This window comes from candidate division KSB1 bacterium, from assembly GCA_034506335.1.
Taxonomy (GTDB): Bacteria; Zhuqueibacterota; Zhuqueibacteria; order JANLFK01; family Oleimicrobiaceae; genus Oleimicrobium.
This window is the reverse complement of the sequence record JAPDPR010000038.1, coordinates 19,890-38,305: the sequence shown is the minus strand read 5'-3', so window position 1 is coordinate 38,305 and position 18,416 is coordinate 19,890. Positions and strand designations below refer to the sequence as shown.

The window sequence follows — 18,416 nt, the reverse complement described above, 5'->3', positions numbered from 1 at the left end:
GGCTTTGACAGGAGGAAGCACCTACAAGCCCTCTAAAGCCACGTGGGGTCCGCTCGTTGGGCCTGCCAGCAGATGACAAATCCTCCGTCGCCCAGGCCGGCGACCCCTGGCCAGCTTCCGCCGGACACGATTAACTCCGGGTCATGCGCTGCGCTCTGCCCTCTCAGTTCCTCCACAGCGAGGAGGGAGCATCCGAGCACTGCTGCCAGCAGCGCGCTCCAGATGGGTTTGTGCTGCATGTGCGCGCTCCAAAATGGAATTTTACCGCGTCAACACCAGCTTCTTGGTTGCGACGGCCGACCCAGCGAAGAGGCGACAGAGGTACACTCCGCCAGGCATTTCACGCCCTTGCTCGTCGCGCCCGTCCCACGGCACCGTATGCGCTCCGGCCGCCTTGGGCTCATTCACCAGCGTGCGCACCTTCTGGCCGACGGTGTTGTAGATTTCCAGAACCACCGGCCCTGGCCTGGGCAACCGGTCTAAAAACTGCCAGCGGTCGCCGCCAAACGTCGCGGCATGAAGCACACCTTCCTTGCAGAATACAAGGAGCACCCTCACCCCCCAGCGCTCAGACACCCACATGGGGGGAGATGCCAAAGCTGGCTCCCGTTCGTTGGCCTCATCGTTGGTGACGAAGTCTGGAGAAGACCACCCTGCCGAGCCAAACGTAGAGTACATCAGGTCCCAGTTACCCCGTCGGTTGCTCTCCCACACCACCAAGGCCGAATCGCCCACAAGCTCCACCGCCGGGTTCTGGTCGGCCCCAGGGTCGGAGGTAAGGCGAACGGGCTCTGACCACACTGAGTCCTGGCTGCGCAGGCGTCGCAGGAAGACCTCTGTGTTTCCCGGCTCCACCTCGGTGTCGTAGACAAGCCACAGGACTTTTGCGCCTCCTCGACCGAAGTAGGGGTGGCGGTCATCACGTGGCGATTGGGCGAGGGGCCGGCCCCCCCACGCCCCAGGGGCCTGCCCATTTCCCCGGGCGAAAGGCAGTGCAGCCACTGCCACCAGAACAATCACTTTCTCCCGCACAGTCCTAATCGTCCCCTGCTTAGCCCCCACCCCCATTGCCTCAGGCATCCGCATCACCACAAAAGGGTGAGCTTCTGGACACGGAGGCCGTGGGGTGTGCGCAGCCGACACAAGTACAGGCCACCGGGCAGAGGACGCCCGCTGTCATCCAGTCCATTCCACCGCACCTGGTGCCTCCCTGCGGGCCGCAATTCATCCACCAGCGTGCGCACCTTCTGGCCCAGCACGTTGTAGATCTCTAAACGAACAAAGGCGGGAGCCGGAAGCACGAAATCGATGGCGGTGCTCGCGTTGGTAGGATTGGGATGGCCTGGCTGGAGCGCAAGCGGCGACGGCACGCCGAAGGTCGCCTCTTCGCCAACTCGCGAGCCTGAGTAGACTTTTTCCATGCGCCGGTACAAGATGCGATACGGCGGCTGGCTGCCATCCGTCCACACGACGTCCAAGGAATCGGCCCGAAAATGCTTGTAGCACAGGCTCGGATACCGGCTTGGCACCCCGTCGAGGTCGCTGACCGCAATCGGGTCAGAAGAAATGGGCACTGCATCGCGGGTTTGCATGTAGTAGACCTCGTCGTCCTTCACCCAGACCAGGGCGCTGTACTTCCAGTAGACGTCGTCGACGCAGACCATGGGGTCCGGGCTGGCGCTCACGTCCTTGTCGAAGCGCGCCCCAGGATTGGCAAGGTCGGAAAAGAGCAGGCTGTGAAAGCCGCCGCAGTCGTGGTTCCAGACCACATGCACGACCTCGCCTGCGCCCACCGAGACCGCCGGATGGTGGGCAGTGGACGGACAGATCCCTGCCGTGACGTCCAGCGGTGGTTCGTGTAGTGGTGGAGTCCACGCGTTTGCAATCTCGTCCACCCTGCGGTAGGCGATAGAGCGCCCTTTGAACCCCGCCGAATCGCCCCACACCACGTGCACGCACCCCGGCTCGAAGGCAAGATTATATGCCAAAGATGGGAAGCAGGCATGTTCCCCAGGGAGACTGATCACGATCCAGCCGGGCGGCGCAGCGCCCAGTGAGTCGAGGGACAAAGAGGCGAAGAAGATGCATTGCCGCATCCCGGTCGGATCGGGGACTTGCTGCTGCCAGGCGACGTGCACCGACCGGAGGCCAGCCTCCACGACTGGGAAGCAGGCGCGCCACACCCCTGAAAAGGGAATTGGGTTGAGCGTACCGGGTAGCACCTGCCAGCTCTCCCCGTAGTCAGTGCTGAAAGCAAGCAGGATCTCCGCGCTGTCAGGGCTCTGCCAGACAAGAAATAGGCGATCTTCCCGGTCAATCGCTAAGGACGGGAAGCGCCCTTCGGCTATGGTATCCGGACTTGACCAGGACCTCCCGTCGGCGCTGCGAACGAGGCAGACGATTGGTTCGTTCCCACGCAGGTCCTGGTAGGCAATGTAGCGGTGGTCCCGGCTATCCCGCACCATTCGCCTGCCGGTGTTGTAGGCGGTGGCCAGGGGCGAGCCGGATGTCGCCACCAAGACTGGCCATTCGGCGTTCTGCCCAGCTGAGGGAGGGCTTGCCGCCTCATCGGTGTTTGCCAGGACTGCCAAGGTCAGCACAAGCGAAAGGACGCCTCGCATGAGCACCTCCCTACCAGTCTCCACATCGTTTGGCCTACGGCCGCACTGCTACCCCGACTTCTTTGGGCTGGTATGGCTTCCCCGTGACCGCCTCGTACAGCCGACAGGTGCCGTCGGCAAGTGTTGCCTGCACATAGTCCCTGCCCGCACTCACAAACTCGATGGATGAGGGGTATTGTCTTTCCCACAGCACGGTGCCCGTTTGCCGGTCAACGACCCGAAGGCCCATTTCCGTGCGCAGGATGACGAGCCGGGGGTCAAGATGGCAGGGGTTTTCTTCCGGACGGAAGGGAAGGCGCCAGACCATTTTCGCGTTCTCGTCAAAGCCAAAGGCGCTTGAAGAAGAGAAAACGACCGCAATCAGCTTCTGGAGCCCCTCAGCTGAGCACATGGCCCCTGGGCGCGGCTGTCGCCAGGGCAGTTCGTTGGGCCGGCTCCAGCTCGCGAGTACCTGCCCTGTCTCTGGATGCAGTCGGACGTGCACCATTTCGGTGGCGGTTTCCACCGTGCAGGCCACCAAGGTGCAATCTGGTGGGATGCTGTCGCCGCCTACTCCCACGAGCAGGCCCTCAGCAGACCAGCGCCACAGCTCTTTTCCAGTCTTGGGTTCCAGGGCTACGAGAATTGGCGGGTCAATGCTGTGGGCAAGCCACATGGAGTCACTGAACTTCCATGCTCGGAAGCCTCCCAATGAGGACTTCCACAGCACCCTCCCATTCTCGTCAAAGCCAAACACCAGCTTGTCGGTAGAGCCGACGTACACTGCTCCTTGCGGGTGCCTGGCGCAGGCCAGGCCGAGCAACAAGGCGCACAACAACACTCTTCGCGCGTTCATAGGGCACACCTCCTCGCGCAATCTTACCGCCTGGTTGCCTCGACAGCAGTCACACAGCTCCAGTCTGCTCCGCCTTTCCCTGCGATGTACGCGCGGGCTCTAGGCCATCATTCCTTTGCAGGGGGGTACCCCCTGCGGCCACAGATCCTTTACGCCGACAGCTTCCGTGAGTTCATGAGTCTTTTTTTCTTACATACCGCTCCGCCTATTTGCGACCATTAGCCGCTCCCCCTCCGGTTAGGCTCAACGGGCGCCGCTCCTAGCGGAGGTAGAAAACCTTGATCGTGCTCTCGAACCGCTGGCTTTTCAGCCTGCAGAAGTAGAGTCCTGGGGAAAGCGGCAACCCTCCCTGGCCACGACCGTCCCACGGCACCTGGTGTCTCCCAGCGGGCCGCCATTCATCCACCAGCGTGCGCACTTTTTGGCCGAGGATATTGTAGACGTCAAGCTTCACCAAGCCCGCTGCGCCGAGTTCGAAAGACACATTAGTCCACGAACCAAAGGGGTTGGGTTGCGCATTGTGGAGCCGGAAGCCGGAGGGCGTCGGAGATGCAGGCCCAGGCACGTGGGTCTTCAGATCCAGCAACTTCGCCAGGCGCAGCGGATCAACACGCCCTTGCCCGTGCACATTGCCGTCATAGGTGAACGCCCCATGCTCCAACACGTGCATGCCGATGTAGGGCACGTCCAAGGAGTCGTTCTGGACTGGATTCACCAGCCGGACAAAACCCATGTTTACCCAGACGCCGCAGATGGCACATTGCTCCACGCCGCGCTGCATGAAATGGCGCAGGTACGGGCCATCGGGTCGGGGCTCCGCGGGGAGAGTTTGCACAAGCTGGTGCACTTGCCAGGCCAGGTCCGCCCCATCTGGCACCCCATTACCATCGCTGTCGAGCACCTCAGGATCGGTACCGAGGTGGCCTTCCTCATCGTCGCGCAAAGCGTCCCCGTCACGGTCCCCGTCGATGGGCAGCTGGTGGTAGCCGCCGGAAGAGTGCAGCACGCAATCGATAGTGCGTGGTTCTTCCGCGCCGCGGCCGTGCACGTCACCCTCGTAGGCAAAGCTGCCGTGCTGCAAGTAGTGCAGTGCAATGTAGGGCATCTCCACCACGAAGCGCTCCATGGGGTTGACGATTTCCACGTAGCCCATGTTCACCAGCTCGCCGCATACGGCGCAGGTCTCCAGTCCTTTGGCTTGATGTTCCACGCGGTAGACCCGATCGGACGGCGGGGCGCAGCTGCAGACGCTTGGCAGCGCATTGATCTCCGCCGCCCAATCCAGGCTTACCTCGAGGCCGTCCACTACGCCGTTGCTGTCGCTGTCTGCCACCCCCGGAGAAAAGCCAAGTCGCGCTTCGCTGGCGTCAGGGAGGCCGTCGTCGTCGCTGTCGCCGTTCAGGTCTAACTGCAGCAGGTGCACGTTGTCGGCAAGGCCAAGGATGCGGAGGAGCCGCAGGAGGTGCACGCGGCCCTGGTGCAGCTCCCCAGCAAAAGAGATACTTCCATGCTCCAGGTAGTGAAGGGCAATGTACGGCAAGGTTGTCGACTCCTTGAGCGCATCGTTGGTGACCACGACAAAGCCCATGTTCACGTCGGCGCCGCAGATGCTGCACTTTTCCAGGCCCCACTGGGGGAAGTGCTCGATGTAGGTGGCACCGGGCGTCGGCGAAGCCGGAAGTCGATTGATGGCGACCATCACTTCCGCCGCCAGCGCATGAGCCGTGGTATCGGAGGAAAGGCCAAGCAGTCCCTCTTCCACACGGTCGAGGAGGTAGTTGCGATTAAGGTCCAGCCCTGGCGCAAGGGGGAGCCAGTGAGGGTCCTGGCCGAAAGCTTTGTCCAGAGCAGCACCCGCAAGGGTGGCCACCATTGCCGCCGCGGCAGCACATTGCGGCAGTCTTCTCCCTCTACCCACGGGGGACCTCTGAGAGCCAAACTTTCGCTGACATTCCTCGAACACAGCCCGATAATGGGGCACCAACAACGGAGTCACCGCACAGTCGGGGCAGGCCCAATGGAAGAAGAGACGCTGGTCTTCTTCCGGCAGACCATTGGGCTGATAGCCATGGCGCAGGAACGATTCCACGCAACAGGGTGGGTAGCCGAAGAGGAAGCCCTCCACGCGCCGTTCTGCGGCCGACTTGGTGATGGGGCGGTGATCAAACTGCTTTACGTAGAGCTCGATGGGCAACTCCGTGCGGGAGAAGAGCAATTCGGTGGTACGGTCGCCGTTTTGAAGGAGCCGCTGCGCGGTGGCAGTCCGCAGGCGCAACCGGCGAAGCAAGCGATGGCCCTCTGGTCCTACCGGTTTCTCCCAGCGACTCAGGGGCTTTAACCCAACTTCGGTGAGGTGGGCCAGATAGACAAAATCGAACTCGAGTGTGCTCCTCATGGGCTTGCTCTCCCTTCTGCGCGATTCAACGAGTCAAAACCAGCTTTTGGTGGGCGACCTGCGACCCTGCTCGCACTCGAGCAAGGTAGACGCCTGCAGGGACCTGTTGGCCGTTTTCATCCATTCCATCCCATTGCAGCTGATGTTCCCCGGCGCTCTGGGCACCCCAGGCCTGGAGGCGAATCAATCTCCCCCGTGGGTCATAGATGCTGAACTCTACCGCCTGCGCCGCAGGCAGCCAATACGTAAGCGTTACCTTGCCACTCGCCGGATTGGGATAGCCGGGAAGCAAGGCGAAGGCGCGGGCATTCGCCGGGGGGTGTGGTTGCACGCTTTGCGTCGAACGCACCACTAGCCGTGTTCGATACCGCACGGTGTCTATGACCCCTCCCCAGTCCCGCAGCGCTCCTTGGACAGCAACCCAGAGCACGCCCTCTGGGAAATCCGTGGTTTCTACCGTGGCACGGTAGCCATAGCCGCTTTCCATGGCGGCCAGCCTTTGCAGCAGCGAGCCATCTGGAGCCGTCACAGTGATGAGCGGCATGGCCAAAAGGGGATAGCCCATGACCGTGGGGACAATCGACACGTCCACCGGCTCCCCTGCTCGCACCGTGTCCGGAGACACTGTAGCCACCAGGCCGAAGAGGTTCCTCTGCCGGGTGTAGTAAGGGGATGGCGTGGAGTTTACCCAGCCCACCTCGGCCAAGAAGGAGGCAGCCCACTCCGGATGGGCTGGCTGCTCACCCTTTTGCAATATCGTTCGCCACTGCTCATCCGTGAGCCGTTCCGGCGAGATGAATTCGTAGTAGGCGAATCCCGCCCCTTTGGCGATCTTCAGCTCTCCCTCCACCGGGCAAATCGCGTAAATGGCGTACGGGTAACCCACCCCCACTTCCAGGACATTGCCGCTGTTGTGATCCGTGTGTACGTCGGCAATCACCGGCATTTCGTCCGCTTCGCCCGGGGCTGTACCCTCTCCGCCCCAGGGCGAAAACTTCACAATAGCCTCGATGGTGCGGCCAATGTCGCAGATGGTAGAATACTCCTGGCCTGTCGGGGAAATGTTCGCGAGCTCTTTTTCCGCGATGGTCTTGAGCTGGAGCAGCAGCTCCTCCAACTTTTCCAGCGACCAGCGGAAGTTTTCGAAAAGCAACCCGCGGTCATCCAGGCCGGCTTTGAGGTAACGCGCCAGAGAGGCCAAGCGGGCATAGAGCCAGGGGTTGGGCTCCACATACCCTTGCTGCAAAATGGAAGGGGGACTGGCACCGGTTTCGGTGCCGCTCTGCTTGGCGTAGAGGATAGTGTCATGGCGCAATTCCGCCCACGAAGCCAAGGCCGCGAAGAGCTCTTTGTCGACCCAGGCAACTGACTGCATAAAGGCCGGGAACCCTTCGCCCTTGGGAAAGAGAAGCGGCATCAGGCAGTAGAGCCAGTTCCAGTACACGTTCTGCGCCCAAGTGGCGTCTGGGTAGGCGGCAAATTCCGCGCGCAGCTCGTTGAGGCGCTTCTCGTAGTGGCAATAGATCTGCCTATCCCATTCAAGCAGCTCATAAGCCCGCTCTGAGCCCAGCACCGCCATCACATCCAAGCCGCGCGGCCAGATGCGGTCCGGGAGCTTGCTGAACACCAGTTCGTCCATCACCCAAGAATCAGGGATGAAGCGTTGCCCCATCAGGCGGAACCCGTTCGGAATCACATCGCCGCTAACGATCTTCGGGGCAGGAAGCTTTTGCGCTGCCCGCATGAAAGGCCCAAGTCTGGAGGTGTCAGCCAGCGCGTCGACGCTCAGGCCCGGGTACTGCGAGCCGTATACGGCGATCGCAAGCGAGTCGTACTGGTAGAAGTTGATGTCATCGCTCTTGCCCACGAAAAAGACCGTGGGCAGGTAGATGCCCTCCCACACCTGCTTGGCCTCCCTGGCACCAACCGGCAGACTCTGGAGCGAACGCGTCAGGAGGAGGGCGCCCAGCGTCTTGTCCGGTTCCCCATAAGAAAAGGTCATTCTGCCCAGCCACATCATGGCGCGGAAGTAGTGCTTCAACGAATCACTCTTCGTGTAATGGCCCCGGGGCTTGTATTGGGTATAGTCCTCGAGGTAGTGCGGCCCAAACAGCGGGGTCGGGTACTGCGTCGTACCGGGTGGGTGGTAGATGAGCTCCAACTCCTGATCGTAGACCCGAGCCTCGGGCGGGAGGACATTACCGTCTTTGTCAAAGGTCGTATCCAGCAGGGCCTTGGCCACGATCAGGTAGTTCAGATTGAGCACGGCTGCCTGCTGGCCCAGAGGTGTTGCAGAATCCTGGTAGTCGCGCGTGGCTTGACCAAGGAGCGCGCTGAGGAGGTTGTTCAGGTCGGCGAAGAATCGCCTCTCCTCACAGGTCTTCAGAATGTAGTCGAAGCAGAGGTGGAAGGTGTGGAGCATGGCGTCGGTGGTCACCAGGATGGGAATCTCCTGCTCCCGGCATTCGTTGTAGAGGTCATAGATTTCCGTGTAACCGGTGGCCGGGCCTCCTCCGCAGCGCGGAGTGACCACGAATTGGTTTTGCCGCAGCAGGAAGAGCTCCTCCGGTGAGAAGGTAAACTGGGCAGAGTTGACCACGTTGCTGAGATCTGGCGCGACTCCGTACGGGGGGATTGACGGCGTTGCGGTTACCAGATAAGGTTCATATAGGCCAAACTCTGTGTGCACCGGCGCGGTGATGTCAGCGAGCATCTGGGCGTAACCGCCTGCGACCACGGCCAGCATGCCGCACGCGGTGCATGCCACAGCATTGATTACTCTGCTCTTCATGACGATGCCTCTCCCCATCTCTCTTGCCGGAATACAGGCCCCCGTCCTATGGGTGCACCAGAAAGCTGGGCTGGCTTCCGTGGCTGCTGGGGCTCCGAAGGAACTCCACATCCTGCGTGCGCACGGTGGTCGGCCTTTTGCAGACCGGTCTCCAAAGTGACGTTTTCGCCTACGCCTTGGCTCCCATCGAGCATTCGCCTGACCAACAAGCAGGCGGTACGCGGTGCGTCATAACCGACACACAAAAGCTGGGGCAAGGTTGATTTTGTGTGACCGGAAACGTGCCTCCATCGTGGCTAGTCAAGACTCTGGGGTCAGTGCGTACTCGCGGAGCACAAAGGAGCTTCGCGTCCACTGCGCGTTGTGGGAGTCCCGGCGTTTTCGCACTGGCCGAGGCGCCCAGGGGCAATGGGCGAACCGGAAGATCATCGTCGGTGCGGGTCGTGTGTAGAGTTTCGGGCGGACGTGTCCCCGGCGCCTTCGTCGCTTAAACCAGCCAACATTCAATGTACGCACAAACGGTCACTTTGTCAAGAGTAAACGTGCAACCTCCCCGCAGAAATGTCCGGGCGCCACTGGCTCTGATGTCAAATCGCGCCGCATTTTTTGCCCGATGAAGGCCTCGGAGTCACGCCACCTGAACCATGACACGGCCCCAAGGCGGTGCACACCCGTTGCACCGGCATGAGAGCCCGCCGGACACGGAAGGCTTCCTGCTGCGCGAACGGCTTGGAGTGTCTGCGCGCTGACCTTAAGCCTCAGGCGAGCTTGACCACCTTGCCAATGAAGAGGACTGTGCCAGAGTGCCGGTCGCGGATTGCAAAGAGAAATGGCCGGTCCACGCGCATGACAAAGAGACTTGGGTCAACGCTGGTCACACCGATCACCACCGCAGTCGCCGCCGCTGCTTCGGTGCCCTTCTCGTCTACCTCCACAAAGCTCTTGTGCTTCACCTCGCTGATGTAGAGATTTCCTTGTGGGTTGATGCGGGTGAAATTGGCCGTGTCAGTGAACGCCTCTGCCAACCCCAGCGCCGAGAGAGCCGGTTTGAGGCCGGCCTCATATTCCAGCTTAAACTTGGGTAGCTGCAGGAGCCCTTTGCGGGTGGCAAAAAGCCCTATCCAGCGACTCCACTTCTCCGCATCCAGGCCCACTACCAGTGCATCGAGCGAGACTCCGCTCTTAGGCAGGAGCACCACCATGCTGAACATGCGGTTACCGTAAGGCAGATCGACGGCCTGCACGTCTTCGTTCTCGAAATATGAGAACTCGCCCTCCTGGGCCATCATGCGGCATGGCATCTGCGAGCCATCGGAGGCCGTGAAGAGATCGTCCTGGGTCCGGTTCGGATCAAACTTGCGCGTCCACGTCCCCTTGAAGTAGATGGCGTTGATGAGGTAGAGCATGGTGAGGGGATCGATACGATCGACGATCGAGGCGATGCGGCCATGAGTCTTGTCTTTGACCCAGGCATTAATCGTCGCCGGAGCTCCCGGCAGATCGAAGTTCAGCGCTTGCACCTGGGCGCCGAAGTAGGTGCTGTTCAGCCGAACGAACTCGGGCTCCACATAGAAGCCTAACCGGTACCAGACGGAATTGGCAATCTCCATTGTCACCGAAGGGTCCAGCTGGGTGAGAAGCTCGATGAGGCTCCGGAAAGAGCTATTAATCTCCTCGGTGGAAAGTTCCCCCAGCTGGAGGGTCTGGCGGAAGGCCTGCTCGGTGGTGCCTGCGGCGCCGTTGAACGCCATGCCCAAGGCCATGGCCACGCTGAGCGGTGAGAAGAAAACGTTTCTGCCCTCCTCTTGGCGTGCGAGTTCAGCGAAGAGCTTGAGGCCGAATTGATTGCCGGTATCGCTGAGTCTCTTTTCCAGAGGCGTCAGCTCGCGCACCTGGTGGGGACTCGGTTCCACGGAAAAGTCCCGCGTGCACTGCATGGCCAGGATCGCGGCCGTCCACAGTACCACGAGTGGTTGCTTTGGCATAATAGTGCCTCCCTATTGCGGCCTACAAGCGTGAAATCCAACCACCACTTTGCTTGGCGGAATCTCCTGCCCGCGCAACCAGAGACAGTGGGGCCACTCAGCAGGAGGTGCCGATCGAGCCGAAGATTCTCCCACCCCCGCGGCCACGGAGGTTGGCGGTCCTTCGCTCCCCTCCTCTCCGTTGCTGTGAACGGGAGAGCGGAACCCGCCATCCTCAAGACGTAAATGGTAGTCGAAGTGCGCAACTGCCCACCGCTTCATGGAACGGTTGACGCCAGCAGGGAGTTCCCCAGGCTGGTGGGGTTGATAAGTGCACATCGCCAGTAGCTGGACACGTGCGTGGCGCAGGGGCTCACCGGAGGTCCTCTCCTCATTGGCTCGCTCGGAGGGACCCGTGCGTCAAAGCGGATGCTTCACTCGCACAACTTCGCTGTTCCATGGGGGTCAAGCACATTTTGAAGGTGCGAGTGGGCAGGTGGGATGCGCGCACCACCGTACCGGCGCTGTGTGCCAGTGCATGGGAGCTCCCCGCGGCAAGACCTGTCTCGAGCGGCGTGAACGCTGCACCAGGAAAGACGAGCAACCGAGGCGGCTGAGCGCCGCCCGCCAGGAGTGAACGTGTCTTAACCGGCTTCCGCTATTCTCCTGTGTTGATACGAGCTGTAGCTGCATCAGCAGCAGCCGAACACCGAGCGCAGCCGTTGCGGGGAGGCGCATGTGGACCTCCTCTTTCGCCAGGGGTCATCTTGATAACCTTCGTACCGTAAGCGCTTCCCGAACGCCTGCGCGGACGCTCTCGAGCTCTCCTTTCTTTTCCACGAGTTCTCAGGGCACTCTGCGATTGCCACCATCGGGTTCTTGCCTGCACCAGCTGGACGGGAACGCGTGGTACGGGAAGAAAAGGGCTTTGCCGCCGCGGTCTCTCCTTATGGCCCGATTGGAATGACTTTGATGAACGAGGCGCTTGCACCTCCTACCTCCTCGAAGGCGCGGCGATAAGCTTCCTCGTTCATGCGGATTTTGGCACGTTGTCGCAATTGGGCAACGAAGACAGCTACCAGGCTATCGGCCTTGGCGCGCAGGGCGTCTTCGCGCATCAGGTCCACACCCTGCGCCCCCAGCTCCTCAAGGGATTGGCTCAGGTTATAGCGCTCCCGGCGCTTCGCGTAGTAGGTATGCAGCTCTTGCTCGCTGAGGGTCAGGGAGTCGGTCAAGAGGCTGCGCATCCGGGCGGCCAGCAGGATGCGGCGCCAACGTTTGACTTCGGCTCGCACGGCCGGATGCTTGGCCAGGCCCTCCCTGTCCGCTTGCTCGGCAAGGAATTCGTCGCGGATCAAGTCCTGGAGCTCCTGGCGGAAAAGGGCTGGACGGTGCATGTGCGGCCGGCGATCCAAAGGCATCGAGGAAACCAGCCTCAGGAAATCGCCCAAGGTCCACTGCCGGCCATCGATGGAGACGAAGGGCTCGCCGAGGCGCTGCTGCAATGAGCTGGCCAATTGGCCCAATTCCTCATCGCGCAGAGCAGGAAGCTTACCCGGTAGTTGCGCCACGCTATCACGGAGTGCGGCACGCGTGCTGTTGACAAGGAAGGCGAAGAGTTCCCCACGCACGCGTACCTCCATCCCCTTTAGCAGCCCGGCCGCATACTCCCGTGCGAGGCGGTCTTCCTTCCGCGCGCGGATGATCCGCTCCAGCCTGCGCTTCTCTGCTTGAAAGTCCTCCTCAGTCAGGATGGCCTCGCGGCTCACATCGTCGAGTCTTATGAGGTGGAACTCGCCTTTGACCTTGAGGGGCAGCGAGAGTTCGCCCACGTGGAGTGCGTAGGCGGCTTCCTCCAACTCGGGGTCTGCCTCACCCCAGCGCAAAAGGATCGGCCAGCCCTTCTGTGGGCCAACGGCAGCCGCCACCGCCTCGAAAGCCTCCCCGGCTTCCAAGCGAGCGCGCAGCCGCCACGCCTCTTCTTCGCTTGCCACCACCAGGTGCCGAATGCGGAGGGTGGTGTGGCGCCGCACAAAGGCCTGGCGGAGCTCCGCCTCGCTGACCTGGACCTGGTTAGCTACTTTCTGACGATACAGTTCTTCCCGCATCGCCTGCCGCTCATGCCAGCGCAGACGCTGCACGATGCGTTCGTCCCGATGAAGCTTGCGCCTCTGGGCCTCGCGCGCGAGGAGGAACTCTGCCACTAACTTGTCGTATTGCTCCCGTACCGCTTGGCTTCCCTTACTTGCAGGGTGAAACTGCGGTCGGAAAAGGAACTCCCGTGCGAACTCGCGCACGGTGATCTCTTCGCCGTCGATCTCGGCAATGGTAGAGTCCGACAATGGGCGCCTGTCGCATCCGGCGACGAGCGCCACAACGGCCAGCGCGCCATACAGAAAAATCCTGGCGTGCATGAGCAGCTGTCTTCGCGTTCCTGCGTTGTGGCCCACGCCGACTGCTTTCTCCGAACTTCGCCAGCCGACTCTGCAACTTGCCGCGATATGTGACCCGGACCCTTCACCCCTGTTCTGTTGTCTGGCCCGAACCTGCACCTTGTAAGGCATGGGAAAGGGAGCGGGAGAGATGCATTGCTCCCGGAATACCATGTGTTTTCTACCCTGCCTATTCATTTAGAGCTCTGGAAAAAAAAGGGATGGTCCGCGCCCACACCTGAGTGGCTATGACAGAGGCGTATAGAGGCTCGAAGGGAAAAGGACGACCAGGCAAGGCTACCACTTCCTGCGCACTGCCGAGAACGCCCCTCGCTCTGGAACCTGGGGTATGTGCCTTCCGCCCAGGTTCTCCTGGTTGCCGAGGCCCAAGCAGCTGTCCGTTCCTCGGCGTGGAGCGGACGGACCCGGCAGCGTCCTTACATCCCCAGGCCCACACCTTCCTGCCCTTCGGAGCGTCTTCGTTTTACCAATACCAAGTGATTGCCTTCCGCCACATCGTTCCTGTATTCGACGACATCCATCACTGTTCTGATCAGGTGTAGCCCAAGCCGTGGGGAGGACACACCATCTTCCGCGGCTGTCTGCACTTTATCCAGGTCGGCCTTCTTCCCATAGTCCCGCAGGTGCACTTCCAGCCGGTCGGGGCACATGTGACAGCGCATTTCAATAGGGCGGCCCGTTTCGCCCTCATAGGCGTGCTTGATGATGTTGGAACACGCTTCGTCCACCGCCAAGACGACACTGTTTTTCTCCACATTGGCAAAGCCCATAATGGCGCACAGGTGCCCAACGGTTGCACGGGCTATCTTCAGCATCCGCGCGTCGCTGGGAAAGGTCAACGCCACCTCGCCTTCAGACCGACTTGCTCTGTCCATGTCGTTCATAGTGGTTAAGCCCTGCCCGAACCCTCTCTGGACTGCACAGCATGTTTGCCGAGTTCAATGTGCCTCCAGCCAGTTGCGCCCTACGCCAATATCCACCTTGATGGGGACGTTCATAGTGATCGCGTGCTCCATTTCATGGCGCACCAGCTCGCGGACCTGCTCCACTTCATCCTTGGGCACCTCGAAGACCAGCTCATCGTGGACCTGCAGGATCATCTTCGTCTTGAGCCCGGCCGCGCGCAGGGCACGGCTGATGTTGATCATCGCCACCTTGATAAGGTCGGCGGCCGAGCCCTGAATGGGCATGTTGATGGCCGTCCGCTCGGCAAATTCGCGCATGCGACGGTTGTCGCTGTTGATCTCCGGCAGGTAGCGCCGCCGGTTGAGCAGGGTCGTCACATATCCTTGGCGATGCGCCTGTTCCAAGGTCTTCATGATGTACTGGTGCACACCCGGATAGGTGGCAAAGTAGGCGGCAATGAAGGCCTCCGCCTCCTCAATGGGGATCTCCAGACGGCTGGAAAGTCCGTAGGCCCCCATGCCGTACATGATGCCAAAGTTGACCTCCTTGGCCCGGCGGCGATGCTCGGGGGTGACTTCCTCCGGAGCCAATTTGAAGACAAGGGCGGCCGTGCGCCGGTGCACGTCCTCGCCGTCCAGAAACGCTTGGGTCAGACGCTCATCGCCGGACAGGTGCGCCATGATGCGCAACTCGATCTGCGAATAGTCGGCATCCAGGATCACGTGTTCGTCATCGGGAGGAATGAAGGCTTTGCGAATCTGGCTACCCACCTCGGTACGGATGGGGATGTTCTGCAAGTTCGGGTCTGAAGAGGAAAGACGCCCTGTCGCCGTTACCGTCTGGTTGAAGGACGTGTGCACGCGCCCGGTGCGTGGGTTGACCAGTTTGGGCAGCGCATCGACATATGTGGACTTGAGCTTGGCGAGTTGGCGGTACTCCAGAATGGTGCGCGGAAGCGGGTGCTCCTTGGCCAGTTCCTCCAGAACGGCCACGTCGGTGGAGTAGCCGGTTTTGGTGCGTCGCACCTTGCGCAGCTTTAGCTTGTCAAAAAGGATGCGACCCAACTGTTGCGTGGAGTTGATGTTGAACTCCTCGCCGGCCTGGTCGTAGATGCGCGCCATGAGCTCTTCCATCTGCTCGTTCAAGTCGCGCGACATCTGCTCCAGGAATGGCACGTCCAGACAGACGCCGTCCAGTTCCATCTGCATCAGGACAGGCACCAGCGGCATCTCCACCTGCTCGAAGAGCTCCCATAGGGCAGCCTGCCGCAGCTGTGGGGCCAGTTTCTCCTGCAGGCGCCAGGCAAAGTCGGCGTCCTCGCAGGCATATTCGGCAATCTGGGCAAGAGGAACCTCCGCCATGGAGCGCTGTTTCTTGCCACTGCCGATCAGGTCGCTAATAGGAATCTTCTTGTGGCCGAAGTGTTCCAGCGCCAAGCTATCCAGGTTGTGCTGCCGCCCCGACGGGTTGAGGAGGTAGGAGGCAATCATGCTGTCAAACTCCACCCCTGCCAGCGTGACGCCGGCCATCTTCAGGACCGCCATGTCAAACTTGATGTTCTGGCCGCACTTTTTGATGGCCGGGTCTTCCAGCAATGGCTTGAGCCGCTTGAGCAGCTCTGCCGGTGTCGCCCAAGGGGTGAAATCGAGGCGAGGCGCCTGTACTGGGAGGTAGTAGGCCTCGCCTGCGCGCCAGGAAAAGGAGAAGCCCACTAGCTCAGCGTCAATGGGGTTCAAGGAGGTGGTCTCAAGGTCGATAGCCCATTTACCTGCTGCTCGCAACTGCGCGAGGAGCTGTTCGAACTGCTCCTCCGTGGTGACCGTGTGGTAGAGCACCTCTTGCCGCTGGCGCTGGGCAAACTGGTCAGCCAGGGAGGAGAACTCCAGTTCGGAGAAGAGCCGCATGAGGCGTGGGGCGTCTGGCTCCCGCCGCGCCAATTGCTCGAACGGGACCTCGATACCTACATTGCAGTCGATGGTCACCAGTTGCCTGGAGAGGTCCAGTTCCGCCCGATGTTCCTCGATTGCCTTGCGCAGCGACTCCCTTTTGACTTCCCCCAGACGTTGCAAGAGGCTTTCCAGGTCTCCGAACTCTTTGAGTAGCATCGCCGCCCCCTTGGGGCCAATCCCCGGCACGCCCGGCACATTATCGGACGTGTCGCCAGCTAAGGCCAGGTAGTCGATCACGCGCGCGGGAGGTACGCCCAGCTTCTCTTCCACCGCCGCCTCGTCGAGAACTTCCACGGTCTCCCCCGCGCGTCGTGGATTGTAGACCTTGATCGCGGGCGACACCAGCTGCATCAGGTCCTTGTCGCCGCTGACCACGTAGGTTTCCAGGCCCGCCTGCTCAGCGCGCTTGGCCAAGGTGCCGATGATGTCGTCCGCCTCGTAGCCGGGCTTCTCGACGATCGGGATGCCCAAGGCCTCGATGACCTGGCGCACCCGTGGCAGTTGCTCAATGAGGTCGGCGGGGGCCTCTTGCCGCGTCGCTTTGTACTGCTCGTAAAGCTGGTGGCGGAACGTGGGCTCCGGACGGTCAAACACCACCGCCAGGTAGTCGGGCTGCTCTTCCTGGAGGATCTTGAGCAGCGAGCGCGTGACGCCGTACACCGCGCTGGTGTTCTCCCCCTTCGAGTTGATGAGCGGGTTGCGGATGAAGGCGTAGTAGGAGCGGAAGACCAACGCTGAGCCGTCCACCAGAAAGAGGCGCTTGCGTGTTGTGGTCACTGCGTTCCCTCTCGACTGACTTGCTAAGCCAACGACGACCTCGGATGAAATGTAAGAGAATTTTCCCGCAATGTCAATTGTTCTTTGCGCCACGGGTGAACCGACTTTCTCGTGCCAACGCCTTCTGCGCCCCTGGGGTCGCTGGGCATAAGCCTCCCGTGCCCAAGCTTCCAGGCGAAGCCCGAGGATAGCCCGCCGCAAACGCGGTGAAGTTGCGTGCTGCCGGGGTGCGAGCTGCGATGACAATTGCCTTGACTCGCAGGAGAGGCGTTTGTATATTTAGCGTGCGCGTGCGGATGGCCCTTGCCAGCTGGCCGCGCGCCGTAGCGGGATCGTACCCACATTGAAGGAGAAAGACCATGTCTGCCCGGCTCAGGCGTCTCCTTGCCGCCGGCGGCAAAGTGGTACGCAGTTCCGGTTACATAGTACTCTCCTTGGGGCTCGCGGCATTAGTTCTGGCTGCCTTCCTGCTTCTCCCCACCAGCAGCTACCGTGCGACCGAACAGGGACCGGTCACGCTCTATTACGCCGACAACATCTCGCGCGCTCACCAGTTCATCATTGACCGTTTCAACGCCGAATATGAGGGTCGCATTCATGTCGTGCCCATCGATTTGCCCTTCACCAAGTTCAGCACCAATGAGCGCAAGGAGCTCTTGGCGCGCACCATGCGCAGCAAGAGCGGACGGATCGACGTCTTCACTGTGGACATCATTTGGGTGCCGCGCTTTGCGCGCTGGTGCCAGTCCTTGGATGACTACTTCTCCCCCGCGGACCGTGAAGCCATCCTGGAACACGCGCTGCAGTCGTGCTATTGGGACGGGCAACTGGTGGCCATCCCCCTGTACACGGACGTGGGTCTCATGTACTACCGAGAAGACCTTCTGAGACGGATCCCAGGAGCCACTGCACTCAGTGACTCCTTGCGGCGCTCCTTGACCTGGGAGCAGTTCATCGCCCTCAAGCAGCATTGCAACAGGTTGGGGATCGAGAACCCTTTCTACGTGTTTCCGGCCGATAACTATGAGGGCCTCGTCTGCAGTGTGTATGAGGGCATGGCCGGCCAGGGGTGCGTTATCTCCTCCCAGGACGCCATCGACCTCACGCGCCCCCCTGTCGTGCGGACGGTGCGTTTGCTGACCGATTTGGTGCACCGGTACCACATGGCGCCGCCAGAAGTGACAAAGTTCGACGAATACGAGGGCTACCTCTACGCCCTGGAACACGATGCCTTATTCATTCGCGGCTGGCCAGGCTTTGTCAAACATTACCGGAACGCCGTCCGCGACACGAGCAAGTTTTCCTATCTGCGCCTTGCTGCCTTACCGCATTTTGCCGGCCACGGTCGCGCCTTTGTCTACGGCGGCTGGAACTTTATGATCTCCCGTTACTCCACGAAAACCGATGCGGCGGTGACCTTTATCAAGTACTGTCTGCGCAAGGAGAACCAGAAGCTGCTGTTTGTGGAGGGTGGCTACATCCCCATCAACAGGGAAATCTATGCCGATAGCGCCTTCCTTGCAGAGCACCAAGACTTGGCTTTCTATCGCGAATTGCTGGATCTCGGCGTGCATCGTCCTTACCTGGTTGACTATACGAAGATTTCGGACGTCATCGCGTACTATGCACATCTGGCCATTCGCAATGAGCTCTCTGCGGAGGAGGCGCTGGCACGAGCCACCAGGCTCATTAACAGCAAACAGGTGCTTATCAAGTAAAAGGGGT

Annotated in this window: 11 protein-coding genes; 1 reads left to right on the top strand and 10 read right to left on the bottom strand. The window is 61.0% G+C overall.

Annotated features, from left to right (window positions below):
• Positions 1-32: 32 nt before the first annotated feature.
• The 10 genes from ONB25_11155 to polA all read right to left on the bottom strand — a co-directional run bounded on the left by ONB25_11155 (position 33) and on the right by polA (position 16,691).
• Positions 33-239 carry a hypothetical protein gene (locus tag ONB25_11155; GenBank protein MDZ7393440.1) on the bottom strand — a complete coding sequence of 69 codons (207 nt, stop codon included), beginning with the start codon at positions 237-239 and terminating at the stop codon, positions 33-35.
• 22 nt (positions 240-261) lie between these two features.
• Positions 262-1,080: a hypothetical protein gene (locus tag ONB25_11150; GenBank protein ID MDZ7393439.1), complete on the bottom strand. Its 819-nt coding sequence runs from the start codon at positions 1,078-1,080 to the stop codon at positions 262-264.
• Positions 1,081-1,085: 5 nt separating this feature from the next.
• Positions 1,086-2,621: a hypothetical protein gene (locus tag ONB25_11145; GenBank protein ID MDZ7393438.1), complete on the bottom strand. Its 1,536-nt coding sequence runs from the start codon at positions 2,619-2,621 to the stop codon at positions 1,086-1,088.
• Positions 2,622-2,655: 34 nt separating this feature from the next.
• On the bottom strand, positions 2,656-3,456 hold the full coding sequence (locus ONB25_11140; GenBank protein MDZ7393437.1) for a PQQ-binding-like beta-propeller repeat protein: 801 nt from the start codon (positions 3,454-3,456) through the stop codon (positions 2,656-2,658).
• A gap of 259 nt (positions 3,457-3,715) precedes the next feature.
• Complete coding sequence (locus ONB25_11135; GenBank protein MDZ7393436.1) at positions 3,716-5,851, bottom strand: hypothetical protein; 2,136 nt, start codon at positions 5,849-5,851, stop codon at positions 3,716-3,718.
• A gap of 25 nt (positions 5,852-5,876) precedes the next feature.
• Positions 5,877-8,642, bottom strand: a complete 2,766-nt coding sequence (locus ONB25_11130; protein ID MDZ7393435.1) for a DUF3160 domain-containing protein — start codon at positions 8,640-8,642, stop codon at positions 5,877-5,879.
• Positions 8,643-9,400: 758 nt separating this feature from the next.
• The gene (locus tag ONB25_11125) at positions 9,401-10,627 is read right to left on the bottom strand and encodes a serpin family protein (protein MDZ7393434.1); all 1,227 of its coding nucleotides are present in this window, start codon (positions 10,625-10,627) and stop codon (positions 9,401-9,403) included.
• Positions 10,628-11,553: 926 nt separating this feature from the next.
• Positions 11,554-13,020 carry a peptidylprolyl isomerase gene (locus tag ONB25_11120; GenBank protein MDZ7393433.1) on the bottom strand — a complete coding sequence of 489 codons (1,467 nt, stop codon included), beginning with the start codon at positions 13,018-13,020 and terminating at the stop codon, positions 11,554-11,556.
• A 455-nt stretch (positions 13,021-13,475) separates the two neighbouring features.
• Positions 13,476-13,934 carry an ATP-binding protein gene (locus tag ONB25_11115; protein ID MDZ7393432.1) on the bottom strand — a complete coding sequence of 153 codons (459 nt, stop codon included), beginning with the start codon at positions 13,932-13,934 and terminating at the stop codon, positions 13,476-13,478.
• Positions 13,935-13,997: 63 nt separating this feature from the next.
• Complete coding sequence (polA, locus tag ONB25_11110) at positions 13,998-16,691, bottom strand: DNA polymerase I (protein MDZ7393431.1); 2,694 nt, start codon at positions 16,689-16,691, stop codon at positions 13,998-14,000.
• A gap of 359 nt (positions 16,692-17,050) precedes the next feature.
• Here polA and ONB25_11105 point away from each other — a divergent pair, with 359 nt between their 5' ends.
• Complete coding sequence (locus tag ONB25_11105) at positions 17,051-18,409, top strand: extracellular solute-binding protein (protein ID MDZ7393430.1); 1,359 nt, start codon at positions 17,051-17,053, stop codon at positions 18,407-18,409.
• Positions 18,410-18,416: the final 7 nt, after the last annotated feature.